The 21805-nt window shown below is 45.3% G+C and carries 17 protein-coding genes and 1 riboswitch; of the genes, 6 read left to right on the top strand and 11 right to left on the bottom strand.

The genetic code is table 11. The annotated features are described in order from the left end of the window. Positions 1-3: 3 nt before the first annotated feature. The 7 genes from ACQEXR_RS09140 to ACQEXR_RS09110 all read right to left on the bottom strand — a co-directional run bounded on the left by ACQEXR_RS09140 (position 4) and on the right by ACQEXR_RS09110 (position 7645). A complete protein-coding gene (locus ACQEXR_RS09140) occupies positions 4-843 on the bottom strand; it encodes an ExeA family protein (protein ID WP_427020164.1) in 840 nt (279 codons plus the stop codon). Positions 844-848: 5 nt separating this feature from the next. After that, positions 849-2501 (bottom strand): pilus (MSHA type) biogenesis protein MshL, encoded by a 1653-nt coding sequence (gene mshL, locus ACQEXR_RS09135; protein WP_426951975.1) that lies wholly within the window; start codon positions 2499-2501, stop codon positions 849-851. A gap of 15 nt (positions 2502-2516) precedes the next feature. Then, positions 2517-2846, bottom strand: a complete 330-nt coding sequence (locus ACQEXR_RS09130; protein ID WP_426951976.1) for an MSHA biogenesis protein MshK — start codon at positions 2844-2846, stop codon at positions 2517-2519. Then, complete coding sequence (gene gspM, locus ACQEXR_RS09125) at positions 2839-3489, bottom strand: type II secretion system protein GspM (RefSeq protein ID WP_426951978.1); 651 nt, start codon at positions 3487-3489, stop codon at positions 2839-2841. Before gspM ends, ACQEXR_RS09130 begins: the two co-directional genes overlap by 8 nt. Further along, positions 3489-4925 carry an MSHA biogenesis protein MshI gene (locus ACQEXR_RS09120; protein WP_426951979.1) on the bottom strand — a complete coding sequence of 479 codons (1437 nt, stop codon included), beginning with the start codon at positions 4923-4925 and terminating at the stop codon, positions 3489-3491. Before ACQEXR_RS09120 ends, gspM begins: the two co-directional genes overlap by 1 nt. Positions 4926-4931: 6 nt before the next feature. Beyond that, positions 4932-6941, bottom strand: a complete 2010-nt coding sequence (gene csrD / locus ACQEXR_RS09115) for an RNase E specificity factor CsrD (RefSeq protein WP_426951981.1) — start codon at positions 6939-6941, stop codon at positions 4932-4934. A gap of 170 nt (positions 6942-7111) precedes the next feature. Continuing rightward, a complete protein-coding gene (locus ACQEXR_RS09110) occupies positions 7112-7645 on the bottom strand; it encodes a single-stranded DNA-binding protein (RefSeq protein WP_269377940.1) in 534 nt (177 codons plus the stop codon). A 281-nt stretch (positions 7646-7926) separates the two neighbouring features. Here ACQEXR_RS09110 and ACQEXR_RS09105 point away from each other — a divergent pair, with 281 nt between their 5' ends. The 4 genes from ACQEXR_RS09105 (at position 7927) to ACQEXR_RS09090 (ending at position 14375) form a co-directional block, all read left to right on the top strand. Continuing rightward, on the top strand, positions 7927-8580 hold the full coding sequence (locus ACQEXR_RS09105; protein ID WP_138973842.1) for a response regulator transcription factor: 654 nt from the start codon (positions 7927-7929) through the stop codon (positions 8578-8580). A gap of 116 nt (positions 8581-8696) precedes the next feature. Then, positions 8697-9572, top strand: coding sequence for a UTP--glucose-1-phosphate uridylyltransferase GalU (gene galU / locus ACQEXR_RS09100; protein WP_138973843.1), 876 nt, complete (start codon positions 8697-8699; stop codon positions 9570-9572). 135 nt (positions 9573-9707) lie between these two features. Next, positions 9708-12530, top strand: coding sequence for an excinuclease ABC subunit UvrA (uvrA, locus tag ACQEXR_RS09095; protein ID WP_427020163.1), 2823 nt, complete (start codon positions 9708-9710; stop codon positions 12528-12530). Between the two features lie 69 nt (positions 12531-12599). Continuing rightward, positions 12600-14375, top strand: coding sequence for a PglL family O-oligosaccharyltransferase (locus ACQEXR_RS09090; RefSeq protein ID WP_427020162.1), 1776 nt, complete (start codon positions 12600-12602; stop codon positions 14373-14375). Positions 14376-14413: 38 nt separating this feature from the next. Here ACQEXR_RS09090 and ACQEXR_RS09085 read toward each other — a convergent pair whose 3' ends face one another. Further along, positions 14414-15535, bottom strand: coding sequence for a pyridoxal-phosphate-dependent aminotransferase family protein (locus ACQEXR_RS09085; RefSeq protein ID WP_427020161.1), 1122 nt, complete (start codon positions 15533-15535; stop codon positions 14414-14416). 225 nt (positions 15536-15760) lie between these two features. Beyond that, a riboswitch (Lysine riboswitch) is annotated at positions 15761-15938 on the top strand. 113 nt (positions 15939-16051) lie between these two features. On the opposite strand from ACQEXR_RS09085, the gene lysC reads away from it, so the two are divergent. Then, complete coding sequence (gene lysC / locus ACQEXR_RS09080; protein WP_426951985.1) at positions 16052-17404, top strand: lysine-sensitive aspartokinase 3; 1353 nt, start codon at positions 16052-16054, stop codon at positions 17402-17404. 58 nt (positions 17405-17462) lie between these two features. Here the strand turns inward: lysC and pmbA are convergent, their stop codons facing one another. Continuing rightward, on the bottom strand, positions 17463-18806 hold the full coding sequence (gene pmbA / locus ACQEXR_RS09075) for a metalloprotease PmbA (RefSeq protein ID WP_426951986.1): 1344 nt from the start codon (positions 18804-18806) through the stop codon (positions 17463-17465). A gap of 108 nt (positions 18807-18914) precedes the next feature. Between pmbA and yjgA the strand changes: the two genes are divergently transcribed. Then, entirely contained in the window at positions 18915-19442 is a 528-nt protein-coding gene (yjgA, locus tag ACQEXR_RS09070; protein ID WP_138973849.1) for a ribosome biogenesis factor YjgA, read from the top strand. A 62-nt stretch (positions 19443-19504) separates the two neighbouring features. Here yjgA and thiQ read toward each other — a convergent pair whose 3' ends face one another. Together thiQ and thiP are read right to left on the bottom strand one after the other, a co-directional pair. Further along, positions 19505-20209, bottom strand: coding sequence for a thiamine ABC transporter ATP-binding protein (gene thiQ, locus ACQEXR_RS09065; protein ID WP_427020160.1), 705 nt, complete (start codon positions 20207-20209; stop codon positions 19505-19507). Next, positions 20193-21797, bottom strand: a complete 1605-nt coding sequence (thiP, locus tag ACQEXR_RS09060) for a thiamine/thiamine pyrophosphate ABC transporter permease ThiP (protein WP_426951990.1) — start codon at positions 21795-21797, stop codon at positions 20193-20195. The genes thiQ and thiP overlap by 17 nt, the downstream gene beginning before the upstream one ends. Positions 21798-21805 lie beyond the last annotated feature (8 nt).

Raw genomic sequence — 21805 nt, 5'->3', positions numbered from 1 at the left:
GATTTAACTCCACCCCCACAATAGCGGGCTCTTAAATTTAGGTTTACAACTGTCATAAGTGTCATGAATGGCAGCAAATAGTTGTCGATTAGTGACAATTGCTAGCTGTTGACTGCAAGCCAACAGCAGTGCTTTATGGCAGATTTGATTAATCAATCTTGGATAACCTTTGCTTGCTCGCCAGATAGCCTTCTTATGATTGAGAGAAAATAGAGAAGTTTGACCACCGACTTTGCTTAGTCGGTTGTCAATGTAAGCCACGGTCTCGTCAAGAGTCAGTCCGCGTAACTGAGCACTAAAAGTAATCCGCTGGCGAAACTGACGTAAATGATGCTGTGACAGACGTTCATCCAATTCAGGCTGACCAAATATTACCGTTTGCAACAGCTTACACCGTTCAGTTTCTAGATTGCCGAACAACCTCAGCACTTCCAAAGCATCATCACTAAGAGCTTGTGCTTCATCAATCATCACAACAACCTGCTTGCCTTGCGCCGTCAGCTCAATCAGACGCCCCTGAATATCATCAACAATCGATGCTGACTCACTATTATTGATACCCAGTTCACTGGCGACCGCCTTTCGCAACTGCTCTCCATCCAAAGCGGGATTAGGTACAAATACCAATTGGATATGGGGTTCAAACAGCTTTGCCATGACTCGACATATCATGGTTTTACCCGTGCCCACTTCCCCTGTCACTTTGATTAGCCCTTCCCCCATGGCCAGTGCCGCCATGACTGTCTGAATCGCCTCATAATGAGGCTCTAACCCCAAAAACAAGTCTGTGTCTGGAGTGAGGTGAAACGGCAAGTGCTCAAAACCAAAGTGTTCGAGGTACATATATACTACTGCCCGTCAGGGAACCACTCTTGCAGCAAATCTCTCGAACGTTCCAGCTCTTTTTGCCAAGTGTTGATACCAACGACTGATGGTTTCAAAAGAATCACCAATTCGGTTTTTTGCGTCAGTTGAGTCGTATTGCGGAACAGATGCCCTAATGCGGGTACATCACCTAAAAATGGCACTTTTGACACTTGCTCAACCGTGTTCGACTTCATTAAGCCACCAATCACTACGACATCGCCATCTTGAGCACGAATCACCGAATCCGATTCTCGAATCGAGCTTGTTGCTAATGGCAAGGTTAGCCGTCTCGAACCGTAATCAATTTCTTTCTGCTCTTGAGTCACATCAATGACAGCAGGATGAACGTGCAATAACACATTACCTTGGTCATCAATCTGCGGAGTGACATCTAACGAAATACCGGAGAAGAAAGGGGTTAGCTCTATGTCTGTTGTGGTATTCGATGTCGAACTGTTCGAATCCGTATTTGCTGAGAAATCAGTGACAAAATAACTGTCCGTGCCTACTTTGATAACCGCTTTCTGGTTGTTGGAGGCCGTCACCCGAGGGCTTGAAAGAACATTCAGATCACCTTGCGTTGCCATAAAGCTCAATACGGCTTCAAAGCTACCGCTCGAAATAACCAAATTAGACTGACCGCCTAACAAGGTGCCTATCGTATCTAAGCCGGGCAAAGGAAAAGGCAAACCATTCGAGTCTTTGACCGTAGAGCCCTGACCTAAAGTGTAATTCGTCCCGTTTGATGTAAAGGCTTTCGACCAGTTTATTCCTTGTTGATAGCCATCACTCAAGGTCACTTCCAAAATCTTTGCTTCCAAAATAACTTGTCGGTGCATACGTTGCTGGGAGACCATTAAGAAGTTGCGAATTTCTCTAATCTCATCAGGATAAGCTCTGACGGTAATCACACTCGCCTGAGGGCTCACTACAACACCTTGTCCATTGCCAGAACCAATAAGTTGTGAAACCGCACTTTCTAACTGAGGCCAAAAATCACTTTCGTTAGTCGTTTCAATCTCCGTCCCACCTCGAGTCGAGTTAGTCGAGTTACTGCTTGATGAGTTCGAGTTTGAATTAGAATTGGATGAGTTGTTCGACGAACTGTTATCGGTATTCGTAATCGTACCGGTTGAAATCGAGGTAAGTGAACGACCAGAACGCTTGAACTGTAAGTAATCAACCGGAATAGTCACCGTTCGTAACCCCGCAGGATAAACCTGAATTACGTTACCTGACTTAGTCACTTCGTAGCCATACATGTCTTGAACTACCGATAGCACCTCATCAAGAGAAACATCACTCAGATTAACTGTGATAGAACCTGTCACCTTGGGGTGGATAGCGGCGCTAAATTCCGTTCCTTTAACCAAGCTGGTAAAAAAAGCTTTTGCTTCGACGCCATTAGCCTTGATTCGAAAACGTTTTATGGTCTTGCTTTCTGTTATGTCGTCATTGGCAAGTTCCGGCATCAAGTCAGCCTCAACAGAAGGCGGCAGAGTTTCAAGGCTGCGGCTATTTTGCTCATTGATCGCTTGATTGAGAGTGCTTTTCGCTTCTATCGGATCGCGATGTCCCATGGAGCAACCAGCCAATATAGATGTAATCGTAATTGCGATAGCGAGTTTACGCATATGTTTCCACTGACCTTACTGTTTAATTTCCATAGAAAAGAGTTCTAATTTCCATTGCTGTTCACCGTGAGACAAAATGACAGCATCTGACTGGACTTGATTAATTCGGTAGCCATTAATTTTCTCCCCCATCCCTCTTACCTGACCAGCAAGAGTCGCTAAACAATCTTGCTCACCAGAACAGACGATAGCTTGAAGCTCCGGTAGGGGTGGTCGCACCTTTTGCTTAGGTTTCTCACCCGCAGGCCGTTGAGCTTCCCAACCCAGAGGTGCCGTCGGATCTTGTGCTGACCAAACAGTCGTTGAAATAAGCATGCATACTGCAAACAGCCACTTTCTATCCACCAATAAACTCCTGTCTGGAACCTAGGGTATACACTTCAAGCACTAAACGGGCTTCAGGATACGCTTCAACCGTGTATCGAAAGCTTCGCCAGTAGTATTTCATCGGTAAGTTCTCTAGCGTATCTAAATACTCAACGATGGCAAAATAGTTCCCCGTCACTTCGAGTCTGACTGGATGTAAGTAGTAACTGGACAGGGTTTCTGATTGTTCATTACTTACTATTGGCTCAGCTTGCATTGATTCGAGCGCGACCAGCTTTAAGCCTTTTGTCTCTGATAAGACATCTTCTAGCAGTAGCGCCATCTCGCTCGGTGAAATCAGATTCTCAACGATCTCTGCAAGTTGCTCAGATAAACTCTGGCTTTCAGACATCAAACGCTTGAACTCCAGATTGAGTTCTTGGTCTGGATCCTTTTTAAGTTTAGCCGTCATTAATAATATGTCGGCCTCTAAACGTTGTGCATCGAGCTTAGTGGCAGTGATCTGTTTCATCACCGCTTGATTGTTTTTTAAGACCGGCTCAACCAATACAACATATATTCCTAGTCCAAACACCACGACGCCACATAGAGCGACCAGCCATTTCTCCCGCTGACTTAACTGAGCAAACTTGTCTTGCCACTGTTGCCAATACTGCTGCATTATTCGCTCTCCTGAGTCGTCTTTAGTTCAAACGTGATAATGCCTTGTTCATTGCGACCTATTTTGAGTTTTTCAAACGTCCTCCCTACGAGGTCTAACTCAGATTTGAATTGATTTACCCAATTAGGGATCGCTTGCGGATTTCTGGCTAAACCAACCAGATCAAGCGTGACGGCATCAATGGAGATCTCACTCAACGAAATATCGTTGCGACCTAAAGCCGCCAAAGAACGCATCACACCCGAATAACCAACTTGCTGAGTTTCATCAAACTCGCTGACCGCTTTGAGAGAGTTTCGTTTTGCTTCTATTTCTAGCTTTAACCTTGCTACCGCAGCAACTTTGGCCGGGGTCGGTTTATGCTGACTAAGGCGTTGGTTCAACACCGCGGTTTGTTTTTCAAACTCTGCGACTTGTGACCGATATAATTGCAGTTCTTGAGTTAACTGCGTTTTCTGGTACACCAATGCGGCACTGCTGAGCAAAAGAAAGGCACTTAACACTCCCCAGATGAGCACAACATTGCGTAGGGTGAAATAGTCTTGCTTCGTTTTGAACTCTTCAGGGAACAGGTTGATCTGTGCATTTTGAAAATTTTGAACAATTCCAACCAGAATTTCTCCGGATTGCTGTCCCAACTCCGACAGCTGCGAGACTTTTACGCTAAGCGTGTCGTTTAAAGCGTCAACGATTTGCTGCTGCTCTTCATCATCACAACAGATGTACATTTGGTGCAGAGAAACAGTGCGTAACTGTGACGAAAGGTAATCAATCGAACGTTGCAACTCTAGTGCGATACCATCTAGCTGTAAGATACTACTGGCAACGCCCGTCAATGGTGAGGCAATGCCTCGTATTGTACGTTGGAATGCACATTGCGACTCCACAAATGCACTGACTCTGAACTGACTTTGCCTGCTGCGTTGAAGTAATAAGAAGTTTTTATTCTCACTCGCATGCCCCCAGACTTCGTCCTCAACCATAATTCTCGACAACTCTATGTTGAGTGATTTGAGACCGTGATATAAGTTGACTACTGCACTGCGCGAAAATACATAGACTTGCAGTTTACTGCTGTTAGGCAGAGCCACAGCGTCTGCCACAATATCGGTCACTCGTTCGCTAACAAGATCTTTGAGTAAGAATGGCAAAGCCCCAGCAAGTTCGTTTTCTGGAACACTTGGCTTTTCTATCTGGTAGGTTTGGTACAGGTTGGAGTCGAGCACGACATCAAGCACAACCTCAGACACATTCGCATCTCGCAAAGCATCCAATAATGTTTCATGCCACGTAGAGCCCTGATAAGGAACCGACAATGCTAACTCTACACCAGGCAATGATGAAAAATAGAGTGCACTCGGCTGAACAACAACGCTCAGACGCTTTGCCGTTTCTTTACTGCGCTTAAATTTGCTAATCAGTGATTGAATGTTCATTCTGCTCTATGTTCTTCTCCAGCGATTGCGCCGACCAGCTTGTACTTTGTTCGAAGATGGACTGACATTCATGCTGCTAGCTGCAAGTGGCAGCATCTGTTTCTCAGCACATAAGTAGCGACCCTGTATACCGTGCACGCCCAAATCTAAAATCGTTTTATGTTCTTGCTTATTATCGACACCAACGGCGATTACCTGAGTTTTAAGTCCATCACACGCCCCCATTAGACTGCGGACAAACAACTGGTTTTCATGCCGTTGATCGATCTTTTTAATTAAACTTCGATGGAGCTTCAAGTAACTGACAGGTAGCTCTTTAAGGTAATGGGTACTGACAATTGAACGGCCAGCTTGCCCTACTGCCACTTGGCACCCTAAACCGGCAATCATCTTGCTCACTGGACGCATGTAATCCAGATGCTTAACCAAACGGGCTTCAGCAAATTCAAATATTAGCCTCGCTCTTTGCTCCGACGGCAATTGCAGGAGTTCATCTCTGAACCACTTGAAGTAACCTCGGTCGGCAAATGGAACAACATGCAAATTGATGGCGTAAGTTGCTGAATCGTTTGACTGAGCGAGGTAGCGCCTAATTGTCGTGATTGTCGCCGTATCAAGTCGAGCTTCGTAGCCCACTGATTCTATTGCTGAATTAAATCGCGACGCCTTAATCACTCCCTTATCTGGGTCATTAATGCGTGCAAACAGCTCAAAATGGTCAACTTTCTTATCTTGCTGCTGGTTCAGGAGATAGCAAGGCTGGGAGAATATGTACAGGTTCTCAGGCTTTAGCACTACATCAAACAAAGTTCGCCAACGGACACTGCCTCGTTCTTCGTCTGCTTCAATGTGTTTTTGAAAACGACTCCAAGTATTGATGCCTTGCAATTGTGCACTTTTTAACGCTGTTTCAGCTTCATCAATAATTCGCCCTTGGCTCTCTGCCTCACGGTACATACTGACACCAATATGCACCCAATTATCGGTTTCAAGAGGAGAAGGAGGATCAAGTTTGGCTAACTGTTTTAAACAATGGCCAGCCATATTTGACACTTCTTTAGTCGACAAATTAGGCGCAAAAATAGCAAAATCCGAACTGTAATAACGAGAGAGGATCACATCTGGATATCTCTGTATCACATTATTCAGTCCTTCACCCACTTCAATGAGAAAGTCGTTCGCCACCTGCTTACTTTGCTCAACTTGAATCACTTCCCAGTCATCTACCCGAATGATCAACACGCCACCATGGGATCCATGTTCAGACAAAGCCGCTTCCAATTTGCTATCGAATAGCACTCGATTGGCCGCCCCCGTTAACTGATCCAAGAAGGTCTGCGAGCGAATAAAGGTATCAAAACGACTTCGCTCCTGACGCGCATCTTGAAGTTCTTCTATAAGTCGATCGAGTGCTTCACTAGCAGTATAAGGCCACTCTTTGACATCGCCTTGCGCATACTCCTCTACTCGACCCGCTAATATCATTCGGCCACGCTCTTCAAGCAGTTCAGAGCCATGCAGTTGCTCCTTAAGCCACTTAAGACCACGATGCAGACAGAAGACGATCAGTGCAACAGCTAAGGTAATCGACCACAGTGCTTGCATTGAGTATCCATAACCAATATACGGTGGGACCGCTTTAAAACGAATGCTATAGCCGTCATTGCGATCCAAGGTGTATTGAGTCTGATATAGCAGAGAGGCGTCTATTTTAGAAGTTGTGTCTTTGAATCGATAAATCACACCGTAAGACGAGTGCAACTCCATCTCGACAATGTTCGAGGCTTGAAGCATTTTTGGCATCCATCGCTGGAGAGAATAGGCCGCATCTGGGTCTTCCATCTCTTTATCGACAACTTCAACAATGCCTTTCAATGAGTGCTCTAGATATTCTTGACCCAGTTGTTTAAACGACAGTGTCCCACCAAGAAATAGAATAAACATCGCACTCGTGACAATGACAGTCACAAAGGCAACGAGTCGAGTACTCAATTTTAAGGTAGGCGTGTACCTCATGGATAAAGAATTCCTTTTCTCAACGTATGATTCAAATTTTCAGGATGCTAATAGATAAACAGTCACTTAGCTAGCATTCCTTACCCAGCAATTAGGGGGATTTCGTATGTGATATTATTTACTATATAAAAAAGCCGCGACTTGCGCGGCTTTTTTTCAATAACAAGCACTTAGAATGGGATGTCGTCATCAAAATCCATTGGTGGCTCATTGTATTGAGGCTGAGCTTGTTGTGGCTGTGACTGTTGCTGATATGCAGGCTGTTGTTGCATTGCAGGTTGCTGTGGTTGTCCCCAACCACCTTGTTGTGGCTGTGATTGACCCATACCTTGCGCAGGAGCACCACCTTGAGCACGACCGCCAAGCATTTGCATTACGCCATTGTAGCCCTGAACAACGATTTCAGTTGTGTAACGGTCTTGACCATTTTGATCTTGCCATTTACGCGTCTGAAGTTGACCTTCAACATAAACTTGAGAACCTTTACGAAGATACTCACCCGCCACTTCCGCAAGTTTGCCAAATAACGAAACACGGTGCCATTCCGTTTTCTCACGCTGTTCGCCAGTCGCTTTATCGCGCCACGATTCAGACGTTGCGATAGTGATATTTGCTACTGCACCGCCGCTAGGCATGTAACGTATTTCTGGGTCTGAACCCAGATTACCTACTAAAATAACTTTGTTAACTCCACGGCTAGCCATGTTTCGCTCCGTCTAAATTGGTAATGATAGATAAATAGCGCAATAGGATAACACGCTTTACGCTCGGGACAAATTCCTCGACTGACAATGTATCGTCGTCGCTCTAAGTCCAACAACTCTAAGTCTTTTTTTAGACCCCTCTTCAGCTCCCCTTCTCCTGAGTAATTCATGAATTACTTTTTGTCATGAATTTTAACGCAAACTGCACACCTCGATTCGCACTGATGGTTTCGTTGCAGCACTCTATGTGTGCACTAATGCAAATACACAGGATTTAAAAAATGAACAAAAAAATATACACCAGAACCATTCACTTTTTATCTGAAGACGTCACTGCCACTAATCCATTTATTGATAAGCTTGAGCAACAGTTAGAATTGACCATACCTCGAATGCAACCTAATGATCTGCTTATCGCACTTCAACGGCACAAACACCGAATTTTATTAATTGATCACTACGCTTATACTAGGCTCAAAAGCCAGATTCGCGATCTTCCACTAGCCGATAAGTCATTTGAAACGATCATTTTCAATGTGACACATCCGCTTTCAACCGATGAAGTTCTTGCTTTTGGTCACCTTAAAGGCCTCTTCTATCAACAGGATTCTATTGAGCACATCGCCAAACGCTGCAAAGATATCATCAATGGCGAGAATTGCTTGCCAAGCAAAGTATCTGCACAACTGCTCTATTACTATCGCAGTGTCGTCGACAGTCAGACCGCACCCGCAACGGTTGATCTCACGATTCGTGAACTGCAAATTTTACGCTGCCTGATCTCTGGAGCGTCTAACATACAAATTGCTGAAGATATGTTTATTAGTGAATTTACCGTAAAGTCTCATCTGCAAAAGATCTTCAAAAAATTGTGTGTGAAAAATCGTGCTCAGGCTGCATCGTGGGCTAGACAACATATGAATCCCAACTACTAAGTCACATAGTTAAAACGAATTCAATACGAATACTGGCGTATTCATTATCTATTTAGTTAAAGCATGGTATTGTTGCGCCAGTCAGGAATTCAGTAAAAAAATTGAAAGGTTTAATCATGATCAAAAAGTGCCTTTTTCCGGCCGCCGGTTACGGTACACGCTTTCTACCAGCGACGAAATCAATGCCAAAAGAAATGATGCCAGTGGTCAATAAACCACTGATTGAATATGGCGTCGAAGAAGCGATTCAAGCAGGTATGAACGGGATGTGCATCGTCACTGGACGTGGCAAACACTCCATCATGGATCACTTTGATAAAAACTATGAGCTAGAGCATCAGATCAGCGGTACCAATAAAGAAGATTTATTGATCGATATCCGTGACATTATTGAGACCGCCAACTTTACTTACATTCGTCAACGTGAGATGAAAGGCCTTGGCCATGCCATCCTTACTGGTAAAGAACTGGTTGGTGACGAACCCTTTGCCGTCGTACTCGCCGATGACCTGTGTGTCAATGAACAAGAAGGTGTTCTCGCGCAAATGGTCGCCCTATTCAAGCAGTTCCGCTGTTCTATCGTTGCCGTTCAGGAAGTGCCAGAAAGCGAAACTCACAAGTATGGTGTGATTTCCGGTGAAATGATCAAAGACGACATCTTCAGAGTTGATGACATGGTTGAAAAACCTGAGCCAGGAACAGCGCCAAGTAATTTAGCCATCATTGGCCGTTATATTCTTACGCCAGATATTTTTGAGCTGATTGAAAATACCGAACCAGGCAAAGGTGGTGAGATTCAAATCACCGATGCGTTGCTTAAACAGGCAAAAGCAGGTTGTGTTCTGGCATACAAATTCAAAGGTCAACGATTCGATTGCGGAAGCGTTGAGGGTTACATCGAAGCAACGAATTACTGTTTTGAGAATCTTTATCTGAAAGACACAAAAAAATCTGAGCTTGGTAAGCAACACACCACCAAAGAAGACGTATAACCCGCCTTTTACAAAGATTAAGGCAGCTATCGGTAGCTGCCTTTTTGTTACTGTTTTTTTATCCAGTATTTTTCTTTGCACATTTCTCACTCTATGTAATACTTAGCCGACTTGTTTTTGCATAGAGTAATCAAGATGGATCAGATTGAAATCCGTGGTGCCCGCACCCATAACCTAAAAAACATTAACCTAACGATTCCACGTGACAAGTTGATTGTGATTACTGGTCTATCTGGTTCCGGTAAGTCATCTTTAGCTTTCGATACACTCTATGCCGAAGGTCAACGTCGATATGTCGAGTCACTCTCTGCATACGCTCGTCAGTTCTTATCCCTGATGGAAAAGCCCGATGTCGACCACATCGAAGGGCTATCACCTGCGATATCGATTGAGCAAAAATCAACGTCACATAACCCTCGCTCTACCGTAGGTACGATTACGGAAGTCTATGATTACCTCAGACTCCTTTACGCGCGAGTAGGTGAACCTCGCTGCCCAGAGCATAAAACGCCTCTAACGGCACAGACCGTCTCTCAGATGGTGGACAAGGTTTTAGAACTTCCTACTGGCTCAAAAATGATGCTACTCGCTCCTATCGTCAAAGAGCGTAAAGGCGAACACGTCAAGACGCTGGAGAATTTGGCGGCACAAGGTTTTATCAGAGCTCGTATCGATGGAGAGACCTGTGATCTTTCCGATCCTCCGACTCTTGAACTGCATAAAAAACACACCATTGAAGTCGTCGTAGACCGCTTTAAAGTCCGTGATGATATTCAGCAACGACTGGCTGAATCGTTCGAAACTACCCTTGAACTCTCTGGCGGCATTGCCGTGGTTACTTCAATGGATGGAGACGGTGAGGAAATTGTCTTTTCGGCTAACTTTGCCTGCCCACATTGTGGCTATAGCATGCAAGAGCTTGAACCACGCTTGTTCTCATTCAATAACCCAGCTGGTGCGTGTGGTACCTGTGATGGTTTAGGTGTACAGCAATATTTCGACCCAGCTCGAGTCATTGTTGATGATTCACTAAGTTTGGCTCAGGGCGCTATTCGTGGTTGGGATCAGAAAAACTACTATTACTTCCAGATGCTTTCATCACTTGCAGATCACTATGGGTTCGATCTGCACGCACCATTTAATTCTCTGCCGAAAAAGACCCGGGACATTATTTTAACTGGCTCAGGTCGAACTGAAGTCGAATTTAAGTACATCAATGATCGTGGTGATATTCGCGTGAAACGTCATCCGTTTGAGGGCATTCTCAATACCCTTGAACGTCGCTATCGTGATACTGAATCGAATGCAGTCCGTGAAGATCTGGCGAAATACATTTCGACAAAAACATGTTCAAGTTGTGATGGCAGCCGCCTAAGACTGGAAGCTCGCAATGTCTTTATTGGTGATACCACCCTTCCTGAAATCGTTGAGTTAAGTATCGCTGAAGCATTAGAGTTCTTCGCAGGTCTAACCCTGTCCGGACAAAGAGCACAAATCGCCGATAAGGTAATGAAAGAGATTAACGACCGTCTGCAATTCCTTGTGAATGTCGGACTGAATTACCTCAACTTATCCCGCAGTGCGGAAACACTTTCTGGGGGAGAAGCACAGCGTATTCGACTCGCTAGCCAAATTGGCGCTGGGCTTGTGGGTGTCATGTATGTTCTTGATGAACCTTCGATTGGTCTACATCAGCGAGATAATGAACGCCTGCTTAAAACGCTCACACATCTGCGTGACCTAGGAAATACCGTATTAGTTGTCGAGCATGACGAAGATGCTATCCGCATGGCTGACCACGTCATAGACATAGGTCCAGGGGCTGGCGTTCATGGTGGTAACGTGGTGGCAGAAGGTACCATGGAGCAAATTCTTGCCAACCCAGACTCTTTAACAGGTCAATACCTTAGTGGCGCAAAACAGATTGCGCTACCTCAAACTCGTACCCCAATAGACCCGAAAAAAGTTGTCGAGTTGATTGGTGCATCGGGTAACAATCTGAAAGACGTTTCTCTAGAAATTCCGGTGGGTCTATTTAGCTGTATCACTGGGGTTTCGGGGTCAGGTAAATCTACCCTGATTAACGACACCTTCTTTAAAATTGCTCATACGCAACTCAATGGAGCTACGACTGCAACCCCTGCTCCCTACAAAAAAATAAAAGGGTTAGAGCATTTTGATAAGGTGATTGATATTGACCAAAGCCCTATCGGACGAACTCCTCGTTCAAATCCAGCGACTTACACTGGGATTTTTACGCCAATACGTGAGCTATTCGCTGGTACTCAGGAATCACGTGCTCGTGGTTATAAACCAGGACGCTTCAGCTTTAACGTGCGAGGAGGTCGCTGCGAAGCCTGTCAGGGAGATGGGGTAATTAAAGTTGAAATGCACTTCCTTCCAGATGTCTATGTTCCATGTGATGTGTGCAAAGGGAAACGTTATAACCGAGAAACCTTAGAAGTGCGCTATAAAGGAAAAACCATTGATGAAGCGCTAGAGATGACGGTTGAGGATGCTCGCCAGTTCTTCGACCCTGTTCCTGTTATCGCCCGTAAGCTGCAAACCTTGATGGATGTGGGACTCTCCTACATCCGTTTAGGGCAAGCTGCCACGACTTTATCTGGCGGCGAAGCTCAGCGAGTCAAACTGGCGCGTGAACTCTCGAAGCGAGATACCGGGAAAACGCTCTACATTCTCGATGAGCCAACGACAGGCCTTCATTTCCATGATATTCAGCAACTGCTGAATGTATTGCACCGTTTACGTGACCATGGCAATACTGTGGTTGTCATCGAACACAACCTAGATGTCATCAAGACCGCCGACTGGATTGTCGACCTCGGTCCTGAAGGTGGTCAAGGGGGTGGTGAAATTATCGCTACAGGGACACCAGAAGATGTGGCACTTGTCGAAGGCTCTCATACTGCTAGATTCCTAAAACCTATGTTAAAATAACCACTAATTGTGAGATTGATAGACCAGTGACCTTGCATCACTGGTCTATTATTTGAGGTGTTATGATTTATGGCGACGGTACACGTAACAGGGACAGAACTTGAGATCAAGGCACCTAAACTCCCATTAATCAAGCCTTTCCTAGTATCACTAGGATTTGTATTTCTCGTAGCTATGCATTTTTTTATGCCGAATCCTGGTGGTTCAGGCCTCGCCTTGTCCTTCAACGCAACAACTTGGCTGGCAATCAGTGTTTCACTCGCTATCGGTTTATACCAATTAGGCACTACGGGCTACCTAAGATACAACAAGCTCACTATTGGATTATTTATTTGCTGTGTAATGATGACTGTGCCCATCTTTTATGCAGGGTCTAAGCCCGCTCTCGTCGCCATTAGGTTAGCGGGGCTTTGGGCTGGTTTCTTACTCTTTTTTGTCCTGCAACAGTTTCGATTCAGTAATAAGCAGAAACAACGTTTACTCTGGTTTATTACGATTGCTGTTTTTATTGAATCCCTATTCGGTTGGGCTCAATTTTTTCTGCTACAACCGGGCAATATTTTCGGCTATGACACTGAAATAAATCGTCCATATGGGATTTTTCAGCAACCCAATGTGATGGCGAGCTTCCTTGCTACAGGCTTAGCTCTTTCTGGCTATTTACTCACTCGCCAGCCAACCAAATACCAACGCCACATTAGCGAAGTAACGTTACTCTATCTCATGCCGCTACTTTGCGTGCCACTGCTTATCGTGCTCGGTTCACGAACAGGATGGCTAGCCGCGCTTTTATCAACGCTGCTGGTTCTTCCTTATGTTTATCGTTTTGCAACTAAAAAGCGATTTATAGGTTGGACTGTATCCATTTTATTGGGGGTAGGTCTAGGATTTAGTTGTTTGACGATCCCATCAGAACAAGAACCAATTGCTCTTGAAAAAATGCATCTGCAAAGCCCAAGACAATATACCTTTCCACAAGCTTTGGACATGCTGATTGAAAAGCCATTTACTGGCTATGGCTACGGTCGATTCGAGCCTGAGTATCTTGTTTACACCGCCCGCCAGCATCAACTCAATCTCAGTTATAAACCTGGGTTAGCTTCAATGGTTCACCCACATAACGAACTCTTGTATTGGGGGGTGGAGGGGGGCTTATTGCCGCTACTTGCGATTCTTCTTGCTGCTCTCTTCGTTCTGGCACGCCTATATCAGGCAAAGAAAGGGACTCGTTTAGCTATGTTTGCCCTATTCGTGCCCATCGTGTTGCACAGCCAGCTGGAATACCCTTTTTATCACTCGGCGATTCACTGGATCGCATTCATCATTCTGCTCTACTGGGTTGATCAACGCGCATGTCATTATCGACAAGCTTCGTTGAGTATCATCTCCCAAAGCACGCTGCGTGTTTTAAGTTTAGTCATGCCCATCGTGTCTGGGTTTTACTTAACCACAACTCTTCATACCAATTATGTCCTTACTGGTTTTGAGCGTTCTCAACCAAAGAACCCCGATATTCTTAATCAGGTGTCTAACCCAGTGGTGTGGCAAGACAGGTATAACTGGGACATCTACAGCACGTTTCTCAATATTGGTTTGATGACGCAGCAAGATGAACTCATTCAAGCTTATGTTGACTGGTCACTGAAAATCATTCGAGATAAACCTAGACCTGCTTTTTACAACAACCTGATCTTGGCATATTTGGGCTTAGGGGAAGCGATCAAAGCAGAGCAAATTCGTAGCGAAGCTCAGTTTTTGTTCCCTGACATAAATTTCTCCGACGTTCACTATATTCCACCAGACATAGACGCACTAAAAGCAGACCGAACAAACCAGCCGCAATAAAAAAGGCGACCCGAGGTCGCCTTAAATAAAGATGGCTGCTACTGAGTAAGAGCCTCTTCAAGTGCTCGTAAACACAGAGCTACATTCTCAGCACGAGCCCCATAGCCCATCAAACCAATGCGCCACGCTTTACCAGCCAAAGCACCCAGACCTGCACCAATCTCTAAATTGTAGGTGTCTAGAAGGTGGGTACGAACTTTTGCTTCATCAATGCCTTGAGGAACATAGATTGCGTTGAGCTGAGGAAGGCGAGAGCTTTCCTCGACGACAAATTCGAAACCAAGTTTTTCCAAACCTTGTTTCAACTTTTCGTGCATAGCACGGTGACGAGCCCATGCTGATTCCAACCCTTCATTTTTCAGGATCAGCAATGCTTCATGAAGTGCATATAAGCTATTTACTGGCGCTGTATGATGGTAACTGCGTTTACCTTCTCCGCTCCAATAGCCCAACACTAAGCTTTGATCAAGGAACCAACTTTGCACTGGCGTCGTGCGTGACTGAATCTTCTCAATAGCAGCCGGTGAAAAAGTCACGGGAGACAATCCAGGTACACATGAGAGACACTTCTGACTTCCCGAATACACGGCATCAAGCTGCCATTCATCCACTTTAAGTGGCACGCCACCAAGGGAAGTCACGGCATCAACAATAGTTAGCACGCCATATTGCTTAGCGAGCTTACCTAAAGCTTGTGCATCACTGCATGCTCCTGTGGAAGTTTCAGCATGAACAAACGCTAGCACCTTAGCATCAGGGTTTGCTTTCAATGCCTGCTCGACTTTATCGATAGAAACAGGCGCCCCCCATTCATCATCGACAACTTCGGCTACACCACCAGCACGAATAACGTTTTCACGCATACGTTCGCCAAACACACCATTTCGACAAACAATCACTTTCTCGCCAGCTTCGATTAAGTTGACAAAACAGGCTTCCATTCCCGCACTGCCCGGAGCAGAAACGGCAATGGTAAACTCATTTTCCGTCTGAAACGCATATTTAAGTAGTGATTTAAGCTCGTCCATCATCGCGACAAACAATGGATCTAAATGCCCAACGGTTGGACGACTCAAGGCTTGTAAAACTTGTGGTGAGATATCTGAAGGGCCTGGTCCCATCAGAATACGGTGGGGAGGAATAAAACTTTGAATCGTCATTGGCAGCTCCTTTTGAATTATATTTTTCGTTCTATCTTTACTCATCAAACCACCTTAATCCAATTCTGGCTCTGCGACAATTAGCCCAAAGTCGTGAGGTCAAACCAGTGTCACAAGTTTGTTAAATTATAAATGCCATAAAGTTACAGATAGTCATTGACATAACTCACAGAAACACGTTCAATGCAGATTATGTGGTGGATATTTATGCCACATAGCAAATTATTTTGCAGAAGAGGAGCACTGCCCAGGTAGATGTGTTGTGGAGCCACAACTCCAAAACAACGCTTTGAGGGGGAGCAGTGCCGAGATGGATTCAAATTGTCGGTTTGAATCTATCGGTTGTTAGGGTTGAATCCCTGCAACTGTCATCAGCCCTGTCTGATGATGAGCTTCTGAGGTAAATCATTCAAATATAGACCTCTCTTTCGCTCGAATCTCTTCATCAAAGCAAAACATTGGATGTTGGTATAGCTACCAAAATTTTTTATTTCAGGAAGCCTTGGGAGAAATGCTGTGAGCAGTTTTAATGTAGCTAAATTTGGTGGGACAAGTGTCGCTAACTTTGAGGCGATGAGCCACTGTGCTGCAATTATCGAAAACAATCCAAACACCAAACTCGTTGTAAGCAGCGCATGTTCTGGTGTGACTAACCTATTAGTTGAACTTGCCAACGGCGTTCAAGACCAAAGTCGACGCAATCAAGTTCTTGTTGAACTCGCTGAAATTCACGACGCCATTCTAAGCCAGCTAGAAGATGCAACTCAGACTGCGACTGAGGTTTATTCAATCCTCGATACGATTACTAGCTTGGCTGAAGCGGCATCGATTCAATCTAGCCACAAACTTACCGATCACCTCGTGGCTTGTGGTGAGCTGATGTCAACACATCTGCTCACTCAACTGATGAAAGAGCGCGGCATCAATGCGGTTCGTTTTGATATTCGTGATGTTCTTCGTACAGACAACCATTTTGGAAAAGCAGAACCGGTATTGGAACAAATCAGCGCCTTAGCCAAACAGTTACTGGTTCCGCTATGCCAAGATTTTGTTGTGATCACACAAGGCTTTATCGGTTCCGATGACGAAGGTAACACCACGACATTAGGCCGAGGTGGCAGTGACTACAGTGCAGCATTGATTGCCGAGGCCGTAGAGGCGTCAGGGCTGGAAATCTGGACAGACGTTCCAGGAATTTACACCACTGATCCACGAATCGCGCCAAAAGCATCGCCAATCCCAGAGATCAGCTTTAGTGAAGCTTCAGAGATGGCGAACTTTGGTGCCAAGATCCTGCACCCATCAACACTGGTACCCGCTTTGCGCCACGATATCCCTGTTTTCGTCGGTTCATCGAAAGAGCCAGAGAAGGGCGGCACCTGGATACGTCATCAAGTCGAAAGCTCACCACTATTCCGTGCATTGGCTTTGCGCAACAACCAAACCATGGTCACGCTGCGCAGTGCCCAAATGTTCCACGCGTACGGCTTTTTGGCGAAAGTATTCGAAATACTGGCGAAGCATAAGGTATCCGTCGATCTCATCACGACATCAGAGATCAGTGTTTCTCTAACTCTTGATCAAACGGGAACATCGGGTGGCGCACCACAATTACCCGAATCAGCGCGTGTTGAACTGGAAGAGCTTTGTAGTGTAGAGGTTGAGCATAATCTTAGTGTCGTCGCTCTGATCGGTAATAACATGAGTGAAAGTAAAGGTTACGCGAAGCAGGTATTTGGTACTTTGGAGGACTTGAACTTACGAATGATTTGTTACGGCGCAAGCCCGCACAATTTATGTTTCTTGGTCAATGAATCCGTATCACGTCTCGCCATTCAAAAACTGCATGCGGAGTTGTTTGAAAAGTAGCGAGGAAATCTTGAAGGGTTGGCACACTATACCAACCCTTCAAGCTCAAAGGTTTACCTTATTCGCCCGCGACTTTCATCGATTCAAGCAAGATTGACCCAGTCTGGATTTGGGAGCGAGTTTCAACATCATTGCCCACCGCAACAATCTGGTTAAACATCTCTTTCAAGTTGCTCGCAATGGTGATTTCAGACACCGGATATTGAATCTGACCGTTTTCAACCCAGAAGCCCGCAGCACCACGAGAGTAATCGCCAGTGACAACATTCACGCCTTGACCCATTACTTCGGTGACCAATAACCCCGTGCCTAGCTCTTTCAGCATTTGATCGAAGTTCTGACCTGTCGATTTTACAAACCAGTTATGGATGCCACCAGCATGGCCTGTTGGCGTCATGTTCATCTTACGTGCTGCGTAACTAGTAAGAAGATATGTTGCAAGTACACCATCGGTAATGATTTCAAGATCTTGAGTGAAAACCCCTTCACTATCGAATGGCGTCGAGGCAAGACCTCGAAGAACGTGAGGGCGCTCCGAGACACTAAACCACTCAGGAAGAATCTGTTTGCCAAGATGATCAAGTAAGAATGACGATTTACGGTAAAGATTGCCTCCACTGATCGCCATCACGAGATGCCCTAACAATCCAGTGGCAACGTCAGCAGCGAACATAACTGGGTATTTACCTGTTTTCATTTTTTGCGCATCAAGACGGCTGACCGTTTTCTCAGCCGCTTTCTGGCCAACCACTTCTGGCGTCCATAAATCATCTTTATGGCGGGCGACGGTATAGCTGTAATCACGTTCCATTTCGCCATTACGCCCCTGTCCAATCACGCAACAGCTCGTACTGTGTCGGCTAGATGCATAACTCGCCAATAGGCCGTGGCTGTTACCATAAACTTTCAAGCCGTAGTGGCTGTCATAGCTTGCACCATCACTCTGTTTAATCTTATCGCTGTAAGACAAAGCCTGTCGCTCAGCAGCAATCGCGATTTGCGCAGCAACGTCAGGATCAGGCGTATCAGGGTGGAACAGGTCAAGATCTGGGATTTCTTTAACCATCAATTCTTTAGGCGCTGGCCCTGCATACGGATCTTCCGATGTGTACTGAGCAATATCAAGCGCAGCAAGTACGGTCTGTTGAATCGCCTTTTCGCTCAAGTCAGATGTTGACGCACTGCCTTTGCGTTGATTGCGATATACCGTAATACCTAGAGCACCATCGCTATTAAACTCAACGTTCTCCACTTCGCACATACGAGTCGATACACTTAAGCCCGTCGTCTTGCTTATGGCCACTTCTGCAGCATCAGATTTCTCTGCTGCCATTTCCAGCGCTTTTGCCACTGCTGCTTCTAACTCAACTCTTTGTTGAGCAACTTGCTGTCTTACGTCCATATTTACTTAATTTCTCAAAATCAATTGCCATTAGAATAACAAGAATTTCGCTTTCTCCCCACGATTCTTGTTAAAATAGAGAAATAGATGTTCAAATAAGGCAGAAAGATGGCACGTAAGAATCAAAAAGCGCCATGGGAAGAGGAAGAAGAGATCATTTGGGTTAGTAAAACCGAAATGAAACGCGATATGGACGAGCTTCAAAAGCTGGGTGAAGAACTCGTTAGCCTGAAACCTTCGGTGCTTGAAAAGTTTCCACTCAGTGAAGACCTTGCAGACGCAATCAAAGACGCGCAACGTTTCAAAAATGAAGCTCGTCGTCGTCAGCTTCAGTACATTGGTAGACTGATGCGTTTAGAAGATCCAGAGCCGCTGCAAGCTGCACTGGATAAAGTACGAAACAAACACTCTCAAGCAACCGCAGAGTTACACAAACTTGAGCTGTTGCGCGACCGTATCATCGAGAAAGGGGATGCTGCTATCAATGATGCCGTAGAACTATATCCCGATGCGGATCGTCAGCGTCTTCGTCAGCTAGCGCGTCAGGCAGCAAAGGAAAAATCAGCGAATAAACCACCAAAGGCATCTCGCGAAATTTTTCAAATGTTAAAAGCATTAAATGAAGCGGCAAGCTAATTAGCCTCTGCAATTAAACGCACTCTAAAGGCCGATGTCATCCATCGGCCTTTTTATTAGAGCTATTCCCCTGCTCTAACAAAATCACTCAACGATACATTTTGATGCTGTGACGACAACTCCGTTATCTTGCCCGTCACTTCCACTTTTCCATTAGCAACATAGATAAAATCACTACCAATTGCTCTGGCATCACTAATATGATGAGTCACCATCAATACGGTAATTTGTCGCTCTCTTGCTAAGGTTTTAACCAGTCCCAGCATTTCCTCACGTAGAATCGGATCGAGAGCTGAGAAAGGTTCATCAAGTAACCAGATGGGATGAGGCTGGACGAAGCTACGAGCCAACGCAACACGCTGACGTTGACCACCGGAGAGTTGCTCCGGTAGACGCTCAAGGTACTCCTCAACGCCAACCTGCTTAGCCGCTTGTTCCACCTGTTTATTCTGCTCGGCAGTCAATTTCAAGCCAGGGTGTAAGCCCAATGCAATATTCTGCCTTACTGTTAAATGAGCAAATAAGTTGTGTTCTTGAAACAACATAGCAAAAGGACGTTGATGAGGTTCTTGCCCCACAAGATTGACGCCGTTTACCTCAATCCGCCCACTACTAGGCTCAATAAAACCCGCAACTAAGGCCAACAGTGTCGATTTACCAGCACCACTAGGCCCCATCAAAGCCACAACAGAACCTTGTGCGACACTCACATCAAAATGAAACAACTCATCATGGTAGTAATAATCGACTTTAGTCAGCGCTAACATAATTTACCTTTGAATTCGCTTTAAGCAGTTTCTCAATCACAGCAAAACAACCGACACTGAGCATTAATAACGTTAAGGAGACTACCGCTGCAGCGTCCATTTGATAGCTACCAAGGAGTTGGAAAAGATACAGTGGTAGTGTGCGAAATTCTTGGCTACCAAACAAGGCAATCGCGCTTAGATCACCGATGGCAAACATAAAGCTAATTGCAAATGCATGGGCGAGCGGCTTCTTGAGCGCTTTCCATTCGACAACCCGAAAACGTTGCCACCCTTTCATTCCTAGACTGGCACATACATATTGGTATTGCTGTTCTATATGCAGCATCGGCTGAGCTAATGTTTTTATCACATAAGGCAGCCCCATCAAGGCATTTACAGCTACGACAACAAAGAACGCAAGGCTAAACACATCGGTAAAACTGCGCAGTAATAGAAACACACCTGTTGAAATCACTAGCCCTGGTGTGACAAGAATAATCGTCCCGATCAACTCTATATGATCCGCGCTCTTTTCCCGTTTATTGAGCCTTAACCTACGGCTAGTAATCAATATCGAGACACCCGCTATCACCGCAACAAAGCTAGCCAGCGTTGCAACTTTTACCGATGCCCATAACGCCAACCAAAAACGGCCATCGCTAAATATCTCTAGCGCCTGCTGATTGAGACCACTCAACACCACCATCAGTAACGGAGGCAAAACAAGTAACATCGCAGCACATATCCACCCCCAGTCCCAACACTTAGATGCCCGAGTGTCTTTACATAGATAGACATATCTAGACTGGCTACCTGGCGTCACCGCCATAGGTTTAGCTAAGCGTTGAATAGCCAAAGCCATAACACCACACAACATCATCTGCCAGATCGCCAGCAGAGCACCGGCCTGTAAGTCAAAATCAAATTTAATCGCTTGATAAATGGCAAGCTCAATAGTGGTTGATTTTGGGCCTCCCCCTAATGCCATTACTGTTGCAAAACTCGTAAAGCAAAGCATAAAGACCAAACCACTGACATGTGGGAGCTGTTGTCGAATACGGGGCCATTCAACCCAACGAAATTTGTCCCAGTGCCCCATCCCGAGGTGAGCACAAAGCTTATGCTGTTGCTGAGGAATCGAATCTAAAGCTTGTAATAACAGACGGGTTGCGTAAGGAAGATTAAAGAACACATGGGCAAGCAAAATACCATTCAACCCATAAATCGAAAATGGGAGTTTACTGTCTAAACTGGTAAATAACTGAGCCACTAAACCACTATTGCCATAAATAGCCAGTAGCCCAAAAACACCAACCAGCACAGGTAAAACGAGCGTGGTCGCAAACAGCTTGAGTAATAACGCTTTGCCTAGGAACTGTCGACGCGAGAGCGCGTGCGCCACAGGAATCGCCAAACCTACACTGATCACAGTCGAAAGGAATGACTGGTAGAAGCTGAACTTGGTAACATGACGATAGTAAGGATCGCTCCAAACATGACTCACATCGAGAGTTGGCGCATTGACCAGCAATGCACCTAAGGCAGAAATAACAAAGGCCGCGATAAATATCGCGACCCAAATGCCTATTTTGGGAATGTTACGCAAAAGACAAC

This window comes from Vibrio sp. TRT 2004, assembly GCF_050113735.1.
Taxonomy (GTDB): domain Bacteria; phylum Pseudomonadota; class Gammaproteobacteria; order Enterobacterales; family Vibrionaceae; genus Vibrio.
This window is presented reverse-complemented; position numbering and strand designations above follow the sequence as displayed.